The following is a 13,761-nucleotide window of genomic DNA, read 5'->3' as shown; positions in this document are numbered from 1 at the left end:
AATACTTCGTATTTCCGCTCGTGATAGGCGTTTCGTAGAAACGCCACCATCTGTCTATAGACCGCCGTTTACAAGCAAGCTTGCAACGACGTCCCATAGACATCTGGCTTTCCCATCTCAACTCAGGTCAAGTTACAAAGGGCGCAGGGCGGATGCCTTGGCACCAGGAGCCGAAGAAGGACGTGATAAGCTGCGAAAAGCTGCGGTGAGGAGCAAATATCCATTGATCCGCAGGTATCCGAATGGGGAAACCCGGCAGAAAGAACTTCTGTCACCGTATGATGAATCCATAGTCATACGGAGGGAACCCGGCGAACTGAAACATCTAAGTAGCCGGAGGAAGAGGAAGAAACATCGAATCCCTAAGTAGTGGCGAGCGAAAGGGGACGAAGCCCAAACCAAGGATTTATCCTTGGGGGTTGAGGACCACAGACGAAGAAGCAGTAGGTAGTAGAACGGTTTTGGGAAAGCCGGCCATAGAGAGTGAAAGCCTCGTATACGAAACAGACTGTGATTCAGTGGTATCCGGAGTACTACGGGACACGAGAAACCCCGTAGGAAGCAGGAGGGACCACCCTCCAAGGCGAAATACTACCTGGTGACCGATAGAGTATAGTACCGTGAGGGAAAGGTGAAAAGAACCCCGGGAGGGGAGTGAAAGAGAACCTGAAACCCTGTGTCTACAAGCTGCGGAAGCACGACTAACGTGCAACCGTGTACTTTTTGTAGAACGGTCCGGCGAGTTGCCGTTGCTGGCAGGTTAAGTACTTAAGGTACGGAGCCGAAGGGAAACCAAGTCTTAACAGGGCGATAAGTCAGTAACGGCAGACCCGAAACCGGGTGACCTACCCATGGCCAGGATGAAGTCTGCGTAAAAGTGGATGGAGGTCCGAACACACGTCTGTTGAAAAAGGCGGTGATGAGCTGTGGGTAGCGGAGAAATTCCAATCGAACTCGGAGATAGCTGGTTCTCCCCGAAATAGCTTTAGGGCTAGCCTCGGTATAGTCTAATGGAGGTAGAGCACTGAATCGCTGCGGGGGCGTCAAAGTCTACCAAAGCGTATCAAACTCCGAATGCCATATAGATGTTTACCGGGAGTCAGACTGTATGAGATAAGTCGGACAGTCAAAAGGGAAACAGCCCAGACCATCTGCTAAGGTCCCAAAGTGTATGTTAAGTGGTAAAGGATGTGGGGTTTCGAAGACAACTAGGATGTTGGCTCAGAAGCAGCCATTCATTCAAAGAGTGCGTAATAGCTCACTAGTCGAGAGGTCCTGCGCCGAAAATGTCCGGGGCTGAAACATAACACCGAAGCAATGGAACATATCGTAAGGTATGTTGGTAGGGGAGCATTGATAACACGAAGAAGCGGTACCGTAAGGAGCCGTGGAGAGTTATCAAGAGAGAATGCCGGAATGAGTAGCGAGATGAAGGTGAGAATCCTTCAGGCCGTATATCCAAGGTTTCCAGGGTAAAGCTGATCTTCCCTGGGGAAGTCGGGACCTAAGCTCAGGCTGAGAAGCGTAGGCGATGGACAACTGGTTGATATTCCAGTACCTCTGGCTATCAGAAATGTGGGGACACGGAGATTCAGGAAGTGCCTGTAAAGGATTCAGGTGCAAGCATGGTTTATGCCGGGCAGGCAAATCCGCCCGGGTAATTGAACTGTGTGATGCGGACCGAAATATAAGTAGGGAAGCTTCTGGGAGAGCCGTCGAGAAAAGCCGCTATTGTGTAGTCAGAGCCCGTACCGTAAACCGACACAGGTGGATGGGGAGAGTATCCCAAGGCCGGCGGGAGAAGCATTGTTAAGGAACTCGGCAAAATGGCCCCGTAAGTTCGCGATAAGGGGTGCCTGTAGAGATACAGGCCGCAGAGAATAGGCTCAAGCAACTGTTTAGCAAAAACACAGGTCTATGCGAAACCGTAAGGTGATGTATATGGGCTGACGCCTGCCCGGTGCTGGAAGGTTACGGGGAGTGCTTAGGAGTAATCCGAAGGTACGAACTTAAGCCCCAGTAAACGGCGGCCGTAACTATAACGGTCCTAAGGTAGCGAAATTCCTTGTCGGGTAAGCTCCGACCCGCACGAAAGGCGTAATGATTTGAGCGCTGTCTCAACAATGCACCCGGTGAAATTGAAGTACCAGTGAAGATGCTGGTTACCTGCGCCAAGACGGAAAGACCCCATGGAGCTTTACTCCATCTTGGTACTGGGATTAGATATATGATGTACAGGATAGGTGGGAGACTGAGAAGCAGGGACGCCAGTTTCTGCGGAGTCAATGTTGGGATACCACCCTTCGTGTATCTGGTTTCTAACCTTTGCCCGTGATCCGGGCAGGGGACAATGCCAGGAGGGGAGTTTGACTGGGGCGGTCGCCTCCGAAAGTGTATCGGAGGCGCTCAAAGGTTCCCTCAGAATGGTTGGAAACCATTCGCAGAGTGTAAAGGCAGAAGGGAGCTTGACTGCGACACCGACGGGTGGAGCAGGTACGAAAGTAGGACTTAGTGATCCGGTGGTATGTAAGTGGGAATGCCATCGCTCAACGGATAAAAGCTACCCTGGGGATAACAGGCTTATCACTCCCAAGAGTTCACATCGACGGAGTGGTTTGGCACCTCGATGTCGGCTCATCGCATCCTGGGGCTGTAGTAGGTCCCAAGGGTTGGGCTGTTCGCCCATTAAAGCGGTACGCGAGCTGGGTTCAGAACGTCGTGAGACAGTTCGGTCCCTATCTGGCGCAGGCGCAGGATATTTGAGGAGAGCCGTCCTTAGTACGAGAGGACCGGGATGGACGAACCGCTGGTAGACCAGTTGCAGTGCCAGCTGCACGGCTGGGAAGCCAAGTTTGGCAGGGATAAACGCTGAAGGCATCTAAGCGTGAAGCCCCCTCCAAGATAAGATATCCCATAGCGTAGGCTAATAAGACCCCTTAGAGAGTATGAGGTTGATAGGTCAGTGGTGTAAGCAGAGTAATCTGTGTGCCTTCTGATACTAATAGGTCGAAGGCTTGACCAAAGTAAGGAAAAGAGATGTTGTATTCGGTTGCAGTTTTGAAGATATATGAGGGAAAGGACACTTAGGTGTTCTTTTTTTTGTTAAGGTAGGTTAAAGAAAACCTTTTAATTGACTATAAAGATAGGTTTTATTATAATAAATAAAAATGATTATTAATTTGACTTAATTGTAAATATATACGCAGGTAGGTCATCTACTAAAAATGTGAGGGAGATTAATGTTTAATTTTACTAAGGACTGTTTTGTAGGCATAGTTAATATTGATAATAAAAGGCTGGAATATTTTGAAACTTTGAACTATGCTCTTAGAGAGGATAGTTCGGAGAGCTGTTTATCTAAGATCAGAAATATACTGGATAAGCTAAATTCCTATTCAGTTGATGGATTTAAGGAAGAAGAAGAGTATATGACTGAAACTGTGGATAAAGAGCTGGAAATACAGATTAAAGAGCATAGATGGTTTATCGAGAAACTTGATGAGTTTAAGAAAGAGGCAGAAGAAATTACGGAGGAAAACTCAAAAGATGAGCTTAATAAAATAATCAGATTTATGATAAGATGGTTATATAGTCATATTGTCAGCAAAGATACCCTTATAAGTAAACCGATTATAGTTTCTGATAATAAAACGGATACTCAAACTACGGTAGAAGAAAATGAAAATCCATTTGCATTTACTGAGAAATATGTTGTAGGAGTTGAGCAAATAGATGAGGAACATAAGAGACTGTTTGAAATAATAGGGGAAGCAAATGCGGTCCTACACAATGACTTTTTATATGATAAATTTGATCAAATCAGCAATGTCCTTGGGGAACTTGTAGAATATACCAAGGTGCATTTTGCAGATGAAGAAGCATATATGGAAAGTATAAATTATGAGGGGCTGGAAGCACAGAAAAGAGCTCATGCAATGTTTGTTGAAAAAATTGAGAATATAAATCTTGATGATGTAGATGAAAATCAAGATGAGTATCTTAACGGTTTGCTAAGTTTCTTACTAGATTGGTTGGTAAACCATATATTAAAGGTAGATAAGCTCATACCATGTAAATAAAATTTTTCTTTACTTATTTGTTCACTTGTGGTAAACTAATGAAAGTGTGTTTATACACATATATAATACTTTCACTCAGCGTATGGATACTCCGACCTTATGCTTGGTGACAGTGAATTAATGAAAGGAGAACAGTATGATATCAAAAGAGAAAAAAGCTGAGATTATCAAAGAATATGGCAGAACACCGGGAGATACAGGTTCACCTGAAGTTCAAATAGCTATACTTACCGAGAGAATCGCAGAGCTTAATGCGCATCTTTCTGCTAACGCAAAAGATCATCATTCAAGAAGAGGTCTTCTTAAGATGGTTGGTGCGAGAAGAAGACTTCTTGCTTACTATCAGAAGAAGGATCTTGAGGGCTATCGTAAGCTTATCGCTCGTTTAGGTCTTAGAAAGTAATAAAAGTAGTAAAACACATAACACACAAACACTGAAGGGTGCCTTAGGGTACCCTTTTTTTTCTTATAAAAGACAATAAAAATTTATAAAAATGACACAAATATGTGGTATAATGTGATAGCTTTAAAGAAATATTATATAGACAGCCTGCTTAGAAAGGATTTTATAGATGTATAAAAAGGTAAGATTAGTTGTAAAGTTTTCATTATTGTTTATGATTATTGCAGCTATATATAATTATTCGGCTGTTTCGGTTATGGCAGCAAATAGGATAGTAAAAGTAAAAAACGGAACTTCGGGAGAAATACGTATAAAAGAAGATGACTTTGTAACCTTCATACCAAAACTGAAAAATAATAAAAATAAGAAAAAAAGCAATCTTATTTTTATTATTCACCGGAGAATGGTAAGAATCTGTATCAATTTGGTAACGGAAAATATTGGATTAGTAAAAAAGGACTGGCAACTGTCGTTATTTCAGGTATGGACACACAGGGAAATCTGAATTTTATGGCAGATTATAATATTATTATAGAAAAAAGAAGGATAGCAAAGACTGGTACAAATATTGCTAAGAATAATAATGAGAATAAATCTGATGTGACTAATACTCAGAATAACAATCCTATAGAAAATAATAACATAAGTATTCCGACTCAGTCCGCAATACAGAAAAATCTCGCAGATGTGACAGCGGTGACTCTGTCGCAGAATAGACTAAATGCCAAAAGAACCAAGATAGGTGCTTATGATAATGAGGTTACAAGTTTCAAGATAGATGTGAACAGTAAGGTTGAGCTCAGTGAGTCTGACAATGCAGATATAAGTGTGGCAAGTTCAAACTTAAATATGAAGATAGCAGCCTATCTTGAAAAAAATGTACTTACTATAGATGTATATAATACAGGAATCAGTGTGTTGACCATTGATATAAACGGAAAGAAATTTAATCTTGATGTAAATATAATTGATAATGAAATATCTTCTACATCGGTAGTGATTGCTGAGGGAGGCTCGTATCAGCTCAGAATAAGGGGAGAAGGAGCCGGAAAAATTGAATGGAGCTCTGCAAATCCTGAAATAGCTGAGGTGAGTGCTGATGGAAAGGTTATAGGAAAGGCAAAGGGAAATACCCTGATTACAGCTAAAGTAAACGGTAAGACCTTTGGCTGTGTGGTCTCAATAACCTCAGAAATGCGTAAAAATGTTGTAGAATGGGCAAGAGCGTACTCACTAAAAAGCAGATACAGTCAGTCACGAAGAATGGAAGAAGGATACTATGACTGTAGCTCCCTTGCCTGGAGGGCATATCATAAATTTGGTTTTAATATTATGGACACAAATTATGCACCTACAGCTGCTGCGATGGGTAAGTTCTATGATACGAATGGCAGAATAGTGCAAGGCGGGTTGTCAGGAGAAAATATAAATAACATGGTTTTTGAACCCGGAGACCTCTTCTTTATGGAAGGTTCAGCTAATAACGGAAGATACCGAAATATATATCATGTTGAAGTAATATCGGGATACACATTTTTAGGATTTGATAAAGGTGAAAAACCTATTATAGGAATAGAATTTGCCAACAGGACTCAGAATGATTTCAGAGGATTTGTAGGGAAACCTTAAATTTAAGGGAGGACATATGGTAATAAGCCTGTATTTTATCTGCTTTATTATATTCAGTTTTATGGGTTGGATATATGAGAGCATTTACTGTACATTGAGAACACATCATTGGGATAACAGGGGCTTTTTGTTTGGAGCGGTTTGTCCGATATATGGAACAGGGGGGATAATTGCCACTCTGGTTTTCAATTTAATATTTAAGAATAATGAAGCCCAAATTTGGCAGATATTTATTATATGTATGTTGGGAAGTGCAGTCTTGGAATATGTGACTTCATATGTGCTTGAAAAGCTGTTTCATGCAATGTGGTGGGATTACAGCGATATGCCTTTAAATATAAATGGCAGGATTTGTCTGCCTGCTTCAATAGGATTTGGCATAGCAGGTATTTTTGTGGTAAAATATATATCACCTTTTGTTTTTGGATTATTTACCAATGTTCCGCCTTTAGCGATAGAAGGAATATCAATGGCGTTAATAGCATTTTTTGGTGCAGATTTGGCACTTACGGTTTCAGGGTTAACGCAGTTAGTTAAGAAGATGGAAGAAATGGAAAATGAATTTAATGAAAGGATGGAGGCATCTTATCAGATTATAGAAGAAAAGAGGCAGTTTATTGCTGATAAAATGGAAGTATACGAGAAGCTTACAGCTGATAAGATAAGTGAATATTCGCTCACTATGGGTATACTTCAGCAGCATGCACTTAAAAGCATGAAGAAATTCAAATCAACAGGTAAGGCACGGATAGCAGAAAAATTTAAGGAAACTGTAAATACTTTACCGGTAATAGAAAAGATAAGGAAGATGAATGATGAAAGATAACGAAAAAATAAAAGAAGAAGTTAAGAGGCTGCTTGAGGGTATTCATGAGCATGAACACGTACTTAGGATGAGGACTTTTATTCAGCATGGAAAGATTACCACTTATGATCATTGTTTCAGAGTAGCGGCTATGAGCTATAAAATAAATAAAATGTTCAGGTTGAAATCTGATGAGAGAGCCTTGGTCCGAGGTGCATTTTTACATGACTATTTTCTTTATGACTGGCATAAGAAAAAGGCTAAATTCAGAAATCTAAAAGAATTCCTAAAATTACATGGTTTTATGCATCCAAGTTATGCCGCTGCCAATGCCAAGCGTGATTTTGGAATAGATGAAAGGGAAGAGCATATAATCAAAAGCCATATGTGGCCGCTTACCGTGACAAAGATTCCCAGATCAAGAGAAGCAGTTATAGTATGTATAGCGGATAAGCTTACATCTGCAACTGAGACTATAATGAGATTTTAAATAAAAAATATCCCTCTTACTATATATTACCGGAAAACCTATAGTAAGAGGGAATTATTATACTTCTTTAATTTTGTAATTTAATATGACTTTATCAGTTCTGAATTTCTTTTTATAATTGGAAAGAATTCTATTCATAACCATATCAGCATTTTCAAAATTTACACAAGGTAACATCAGTATGTATTGAGCACCGCTATATTTTGAAATGACATCACCTGTTCTCAGGCTTAAATTAAGTACAGCAAGAAGTTTTGACATATAACCGTCAAGTTTGGTAAGGTCAGGCGACTGCCCTCTGTCTGTCTGTAAGGTAACAAGGCATAGATAGGTGGAAAGCCCTAAACGCTCCAGCCGTCTTTTGGTAAGCTGGTATGTTTTTACAAAATAGCCATATTCACAGAAAAAAGCACCTTCATCTAGGGAATTCTCCATAAGATGTTCCTGAATTATAGCAAGGTCAGTTTCCAAAGCTTTTTGAGTATCCATAATCTGACTGTAAAGAGTCCTGAGTTCAGCAGAAGGATTTACTCCAAGATTCCTATACAGTATATTTGTAGCAGAATCATAATGGTCAAGAGCATCTTTATAACGATCACATCTTATATAAGCCATTATTAGCAGGCAGTGGAGTTTTTCATCCAGATTATCTATTTCTATGGCCTTAAGTATTACCTTTATAATTGTATCAGAATCATTTTCATCTTCTAAAAGGACACATAGTTTTTTTACACTTTCAAGATAGATACTATGATATCTGGCACTGATTGGTATGGTCCAAACTTCGCCGGAAAGCTTAGGTATGAAATCTCCTTTATAAAGTTCAAGAGCTTCCAGATATTTATTAATTCGCTCTTGATTTGAAAGTAAAGGATTTTCAGCATCATTAACAAGCTCTTCAAATAACTCGGCATCCAAAATAATGTCATACTCAGAATTCCAAGAATAAGCTCCTCTGCTTGAAAGGATGCAACCTTCACCACCAAGTTTCAAAGGCTTAAGCATTTCTCTTGTACGAAAAAGCTGAGTTTTAAGAGCATTTATAGGATTGCTGTTGTCATCAGACCATAACGAATCAATGAACCTGGACTGAGTAATTGCAGTATCATGATTCATAACAATAAAGGCAAGAAGATTCCACATTTTGCGAGAACGATTTAAATCATCAGATACAATGTTGCCATTATATTCAATACTGAACTTGCCTAAAACCGAAATTCTAATTGTTTCCACAGTTGAAACCTCTCTACACAATTTATCATCTAAATAAGTTAAAATACAGGACTGATAAGAATTATATTCTGTAGGTTCTGTAAAATATCTGTAATATAATTTAAAATATTAATAGTATTACATATTATATTATACAGATTAAAAATAAGTTTGGCAACTATGATTTTATATTATAAACATGTTATAATACTTACAGGTTTTGCGGCAAGGATTATATTGAGGGTGGAAACAATGGAAAATATTAAAATAGTAGTATCACCTGTGATTAAACAGGATGGAAGGCAGAAGATATTTATAAGTTTTATAGATGATTATGATAAAAGGGAAGCGGAAGCCATCATTCCGGGCTGTGTATTTATTAAAAATGTAGGATTTTCAGATGAAGAGATTGATATTTTTAAGGAATATCTGATGAAAGAGCAGACAGAGATACTGGAAAAAGCTAAAACTATAAATCCTTTGGCAGAATTTTTTGGAAAAAAGAAGTAGAAAGTTCTCATATATTAGCTTGATTCCTTGAATTAAAGTTATAAAAATAGTATAATAGCCAAAGCTATATTGTTTTTATTAAGTGAGGTTTGTGATGCGTTTTAAATATAAAAAAATGATAATAACAGCAAGTTGTTCGGTGATGTTGCTTGGAATGATAGTATTTTCTACAAAAAAGCCGTTGGACTCAAATGCCGCAGATAATTTGATTGTAGTTACCAAAGATAATACTACAGTAGTAAGTAACAGCTCTGTAAAAGCTATAGACACAGAAAACTTAGATGTGAACTCACCTGATGCTCAAAATACTGTATCTTCAGGGGGGATAGCTGCAGAAAATCCGGATAATGCCAAGGGAGTAAGTATTTTAATGAAGAATGCCTATCCTGAAGTGAATAAACTTGTGGAAGATTACCTTAAGGCAAGACTGGCGGTAGATAAGGATAAAATAGGCAAGCTGGTTGATAACATATATTATGCAGGTATTGAAGAACTGCCGCAGATGATGAAGAACTTTGAAGCAATAAAGCTTGTAGATTGCTATACCATAGACGGTCCTGAAAATGATGCAATGATGGTATATGCAAGAACGGAAACCAAGATTAAGGGGATAGATACTGCAGCATCCAGTTTAGACGGTTTTTATGTAAGAAAGGATGCAAATGGTGATTTTAAGATAATATTATCTCCTTTAGCAGATGAAGTTCAGAAAATAATTGATGAAGATATAAAAAGGGATGATGTAAGTGCATTGTTATCGGATGTAAATACAAAGTTTGCACATGAAATCAAAAATGATAAAAAACTTGCTGACTTCTTTACAAAGCTTCAAAACAGACAGGCAGGAAGTGAAGAGGAGACAGACAGCTCTAAGAATAAGGATAAAGATAAAAAAGCTGATAAAAAAAATAAGGACGATTCTTCTAAAACTAAAAAAAGCGGCAAATCAGCATAAATATGGGTGATTATGGAAGCGGTTAGAATAAATAAATATTTAAGTGAAGCCGGAGTCTGCTCCAGGCGTGGGGCGGACAGGCTTATAGAAGAGGGCAGGGTATCTGTAAACGGAAACCATGCCTTTTTAGGTTCGGTAGTGAAGAACAGCGATGAAGTAAGGGTTGACGGAAACCTTGTAACCCCCGTTATTAAAAAAATACTTATAGCCTTTAATAAGCCAAGAGGAATAGTATGTACAACAGCCGACCCGAAGTCAAAAGATGTGAATATAATAGAGTACATAAATTATCCTGAGAGGATTTTTCCTGTGGGGAGACTTGACAAGGAGTCGGAAGGACTTATCCTGCTAAGTAATGACGGAGATTTGTCTAACAAGATAATGAAGGCAAGAAATTTCCATGAAAAAGAGTATGAGGTTGAGGTGGACAAGCCTTTTGATGATGAATTTCTTAAGAAAATGTCTGAAGGTGTGCCTATATTAGATACAATAACCAGAAAATGTACGTTAAAACGTACGGGTAAAACTTCGTTTAACATTATTCTGACTCAGGGGCTGAACAGGCAGATTAGAAGAATGTGTGAGTACTTTGGTTATAAGGTGTTAAAACTTAAAAGAATCAGAATAATGAATATCAAGCTTGGTAATTTGAAGTCAGGTACTTACAGAAACATAACAGATAAAGAGTATGAGGAGCTTATAAAGGAATTGAGGTAGATATGGATATAAATTCAAAGAAGCAAAGGATGAAGGAGCTTATAGATGTACTTGATAAGGCAGCCAAGGCTTATTATGCCGAAAGTACTGAAATTATGAGCAATGCGGAATACGATAAGCTGTATGACGAACTTGAAGCACTTGAAAATGAAACAGGGATAGTGCTTGCGGGAAGCCTGACAAAAAAGGTGGGTTATGAGGTATTAAGCTCACTTCCTAAAAAAGCCCATAAAGAACCAAGACTTTCACTTAGTAAAACTAAGGATGTCGGAGAACTTGCTTCATTTTTAGGGGATAAAGAGGGTATACTTATGTGGAAGCTTGATGGGCTTACCATTGTACTTACCTATGAAAACGGAGAACTTGTCGAAGCATTAACTCGCGGAAATGGTGAAATAGGTGAGGTTGTTACTGAAAATGCGAGATTTTTTGAAAATATCCCTCTGGTAATTCCATATAAGGGCAGTCTGATGGTGCGTGGAGAGGCTATAATAAAATACTCTGATTTTAATAGAATAAATGAAGAAATTACTGATGTAGCTGAGAAATATAAGAATCCCAGGAATCTTTGCAGTGGCTCTGTAAGACAGCTTTCTACAGAGGTTACGGCTAAAAGAAATGTGAATTTCATAGTGTATGAGGATTTGGAGGGCGGAGAAAAATTTAAGACCAGAGAAGAAGAATTAAACTACCTTGAAAGTCTTGGATTTACGGTAGTTGACCATCCTTTAGTAAACAGGGATAATCTTGAAAAGGAAGTAAGAGAATATGAAAACAGAATAAAAACTTCCGACCTTCCTTCAGACGGACTGGTACTCCAGTTTAATGATATAGCTTATGGTAACAGTCTTGGCAGGACTTCTAAATTTCCGCGCCATTCCATAGCTTTTAAGTGGAAAGACGAAACAGCGGAAACTACCTTACGTGAAATAGAGTGGTCAGCTTCAAGGACAGGGCTTATCAATCCTGTAGCTATTTTTGATGCTGTAGAGCTTGAAGGAACGACTGTTACAAGAGCAAGTGTTCACAATGTGAGTATAATGAGAAGCTTGAAGCTTGGGGTGGGAGACAGAATAAAGGTCTATAAAGCAAATATGATAATTCCACAGATACTTGAAAATCTCACCGAGAGTAATGCAGAAGAGGTTCCTACAGTCTGCCCTGTATGTGGGGGCAAAACAGAGCTTAAAGATGAGGAAGGAGTACAGACACTTTACTGCACCAATCCGGACTGTATGGCTAAGAGGCTTAAGCTTCTGACACATTTTGTAAGCAGAGATGCTATGAATATCGCAGGTCTTTCAGAAATGACCTTGGAGAAATTTGTGGCAGAAAATATGATACATGAGCTTAGTGATGTATTTAAACTTGCAAATCATAAAGAAAAGATAGTTACTATGGAAGGCTTTGGAGAGAGGTCATATAACAATCTTATAGAAAGCCTTGATAAGGCAAGGGAAACTACGGCAGTCAGGATACTGTACAGTTTGGGAATAGCAAATATCGGACTTGCAACAGCGAAGCTTATTTGTAGATATTTTAACAATGACTTTGATAAGATTATAAAGGCTAAAGAAGAGGAGCTTACGCAGATAGATGGCATAGGCGAGGTTATGGCAAAAGTCTTTGCAGAATACTTTAACAAGGATGAAAACATTAAAACTCTGGAGCATTTACTGGCTGAAGTACATATTGAGAAAAGTGCTGAAAATGACCAAAATACGGAGGGTGATGATGAAGTAAATAATGCTATAGCAGGCCTAACCTTTGTAATTACAGGTGATGTGGAAAAGTTTAAGAACCGCAGAGAACTTTCAGAATTTATAGAAAGTAAGGGAGGTAAGGTAACAGGTTCCGTAACAGGCAAAACAAATTATCTGATAAATAATGACGTAACCTCTAATTCCGGAAAGAATAAGAAAGCTAAGGAGCTTGGAGTTAAAATAATAAGCGAGAATGAATTTTTGGAACTTGTAGGAGGTAATAATGCCAATTAAGGTAAAAAATAATTTTCCGGCTAAAAAAATACTGGAAGATGAAAACATATTTATAATGGACGAAAACAGGGCTATGACACAGGATATTCGTCCTCTTGAAATACTTATCCTTAATCTAATGCCGCTTAAAGAAGATACGGAAGTACAACTTATGAGAGCTCTTTCCAATACTCCTCTTCAGGTAAATATTACATTTTTGACAACTGAAACTTATATAGGTAAAAATACACCGACAAGCCATTTGAATGAATTTTATCTTACTTTTTCTGATATAGAAAAGAAAAAATATGACGGACTTATAATCACGGGAGCACCTGTAGAAACTTTAAAATACGAAGAAGTTGCATATTGGAAAGAACTTTGTGAGATTATGGACTGGGCTAAAACTCATGTAACATCTACCTTGCATCTGTGCTGGGCAGCCATGGCAGGAATGTACCATTATTATGGGGTGGATAAGTATCAGTTTGAGGAAAAGCTATTTGGAATATATCCGCATAAGGTATACAATAAAAGAGAACCTTTAATAAGGGGATTTGATGATTATTTCTATGCACCTCATTCCAGACATACGGGCGTAAAAAGAGAAGATATTGCAAATAATGAGGATTTAATTATACTTGCGGAATCAGAGGATGCTGGAGTGTTTCTTTTTATGACGAAAGACGGAAGCAAGATTTTTGTAATGGGGCATCCTGAATATGACAGAGTTACACTTGATGCTGAATATAAAAGGGATAAGGGCAAGGGCTTGCCTATAGAAATTCCTAAGAATTATTATCCTGAAAATAATCCTGAGAACAGACCGACTCTTTCTTGGAGGGCACATGCGAATACGCTTTATACGAACTGGATAAATTATTATATTTATCAGAACACACCTTATGATTTTACATCATAATTAAAAATGACTGCAGATAACTGTATATAACAGTTGATTTTGCAGTCGTTTTTATTAATCTGA

12 protein-coding genes and 1 rRNA gene are annotated in these 13,761 nt (G+C 38.6%); 12 read left to right on the top strand and 1 reads right to left on the bottom strand.

All coding sequences use genetic code 11. The annotated features are described in order from the left end of the window. The first annotated feature begins 125 nt into the window (after positions 1-125). From GCWU000282_RS03480 to GCWU000282_RS03450, 7 genes are all read left to right on the top strand, one after another. Positions 126-3,022: ribosomal RNA gene (locus tag GCWU000282_RS03480) — 23S ribosomal RNA — on the top strand. A 217-nt stretch (positions 3,023-3,239) separates the two neighbouring features. Next, the gene (locus GCWU000282_RS16990; protein WP_023353623.1) at positions 3,240-4,079 is read left to right on the top strand and encodes a hemerythrin family protein; all 840 of its coding nucleotides are present in this window, start codon (positions 3,240-3,242) and stop codon (positions 4,077-4,079) included. 136 nt (positions 4,080-4,215) lie between these two features. After that, positions 4,216-4,482, top strand: coding sequence for a 30S ribosomal protein S15 (gene rpsO / locus GCWU000282_RS03470; RefSeq protein WP_023353622.1), 267 nt, complete (start codon positions 4,216-4,218; stop codon positions 4,480-4,482). A gap of 169 nt (positions 4,483-4,651) precedes the next feature. Next, positions 4,652-4,987, top strand: coding sequence for a hypothetical protein (locus GCWU000282_RS03465; protein ID WP_023353621.1), 336 nt, complete (start codon positions 4,652-4,654; stop codon positions 4,985-4,987). Positions 4,988-4,992: 5 nt separating this feature from the next. After that, positions 4,993-6,111 carry an Ig-like domain-containing protein gene (locus GCWU000282_RS15740; protein ID WP_051384112.1) on the top strand — a complete coding sequence of 373 codons (1,119 nt, stop codon included), beginning with the start codon at positions 4,993-4,995 and terminating at the stop codon, positions 6,109-6,111. Between the two features lie 16 nt (positions 6,112-6,127). After that, entirely contained in the window at positions 6,128-6,937 is an 810-nt protein-coding gene (locus GCWU000282_RS03455) for a putative ABC transporter permease (protein ID WP_035039195.1), read from the top strand. After that, complete coding sequence (locus GCWU000282_RS03450) at positions 6,924-7,406, top strand: HD domain-containing protein (protein WP_023353618.1); 483 nt, start codon at positions 6,924-6,926, stop codon at positions 7,404-7,406. The genes GCWU000282_RS03455 and GCWU000282_RS03450 overlap by 14 nt, the downstream gene beginning before the upstream one ends. Before the next feature lie 57 nt (positions 7,407-7,463). Here GCWU000282_RS03450 and GCWU000282_RS03445 read toward each other — a convergent pair whose 3' ends face one another. Next, a complete protein-coding gene (locus GCWU000282_RS03445) occupies positions 7,464-8,639 on the bottom strand; it encodes an AfsR/SARP family transcriptional regulator (protein ID WP_023353617.1) in 1,176 nt (391 codons plus the stop codon). A gap of 231 nt (positions 8,640-8,870) precedes the next feature. On the opposite strand from GCWU000282_RS03445, the gene GCWU000282_RS03440 reads away from it, so the two are divergent. The 5 genes from GCWU000282_RS03440 to metA all read left to right on the top strand — a co-directional run bounded on the left by GCWU000282_RS03440 (position 8,871) and on the right by metA (position 13,698). Continuing rightward, on the top strand, positions 8,871-9,128 hold the full coding sequence (locus GCWU000282_RS03440) for a hypothetical protein (RefSeq protein WP_156913107.1): 258 nt from the start codon (positions 8,871-8,873) through the stop codon (positions 9,126-9,128). Positions 9,129-9,222: 94 nt separating this feature from the next. Continuing rightward, positions 9,223-10,083: a hypothetical protein gene (locus tag GCWU000282_RS03435; RefSeq protein ID WP_023353615.1), complete on the top strand. Its 861-nt coding sequence runs from the start codon at positions 9,223-9,225 to the stop codon at positions 10,081-10,083. A gap of 12 nt (positions 10,084-10,095) precedes the next feature. Next, positions 10,096-10,800, top strand: a complete 705-nt coding sequence (locus tag GCWU000282_RS03430; RefSeq protein WP_023353614.1) for a pseudouridine synthase — start codon at positions 10,096-10,098, stop codon at positions 10,798-10,800. Positions 10,801-10,808: 8 nt separating this feature from the next. After that, a complete protein-coding gene (gene ligA, locus GCWU000282_RS03425) occupies positions 10,809-12,797 on the top strand; it encodes an NAD-dependent DNA ligase LigA (protein WP_156913114.1) in 1,989 nt (662 codons plus the stop codon). After that, entirely contained in the window at positions 12,787-13,698 is a 912-nt protein-coding gene (gene metA / locus GCWU000282_RS03420) for a homoserine O-acetyltransferase MetA (RefSeq protein ID WP_023353612.1), read from the top strand. The genes ligA and metA overlap by 11 nt, the downstream gene beginning before the upstream one ends. The last annotated feature ends 63 nt before the right edge of the window (positions 13,699-13,761 follow it).

Origin of the sequence: Catonella morbi ATCC 51271 (genome assembly GCF_000160035.2) — a bacterium.
GTDB lineage: Bacteria > Bacillota > Clostridia > Lachnospirales > Lachnospiraceae > Catonella > Catonella morbi.
The sequence above is the reverse complement of the archived record's forward strand: the minus strand, read 5'-3'. Positions and strand labels throughout refer to the sequence as shown.

Bases quoted from the DNA above. Each gene is read 5' to 3' on its own strand.
- rpsO (WP_023353622.1), top strand. From the start codon at position 4,216: ATGATATCAAAAGAGAAAAAAGCTGAGATTATCAAAGAATATGGCAGA.
- GCWU000282_RS03450 (WP_023353618.1), top strand. From the start codon at position 6,924: ATGATGAAAGATAACGAAAAAATAAAAGAAGAAGTTAAGAGGCTGCTT.
- GCWU000282_RS03455 (WP_035039195.1), top strand. From the start codon at position 6,128: ATGGTAATAAGCCTGTATTTTATCTGCTTTATTATATTCAGTTTTATG.
- GCWU000282_RS03440 (WP_156913107.1), top strand. From the start codon at position 8,871: ATGGAAAATATTAAAATAGTAGTATCACCTGTGATTAAACAGGATGGA.
- GCWU000282_RS15740 (WP_051384112.1), top strand. From the start codon at position 4,993: ATGGCAGATTATAATATTATTATAGAAAAAAGAAGGATAGCAAAGACT.
- GCWU000282_RS03465 (WP_023353621.1), top strand. From the start codon at position 4,652: ATGTATAAAAAGGTAAGATTAGTTGTAAAGTTTTCATTATTGTTTATG.
- GCWU000282_RS16990 (WP_023353623.1), top strand. From the start codon at position 3,240: ATGTTTAATTTTACTAAGGACTGTTTTGTAGGCATAGTTAATATTGAT.
- GCWU000282_RS03435 (WP_023353615.1), top strand. From the start codon at position 9,223: ATGCGTTTTAAATATAAAAAAATGATAATAACAGCAAGTTGTTCGGTG.
- GCWU000282_RS03430 (WP_023353614.1), top strand. From the start codon at position 10,096: ATGGAAGCGGTTAGAATAAATAAATATTTAAGTGAAGCCGGAGTCTGC.
- metA (WP_023353612.1), top strand. From the start codon at position 12,787: ATGCCAATTAAGGTAAAAAATAATTTTCCGGCTAAAAAAATACTGGAA.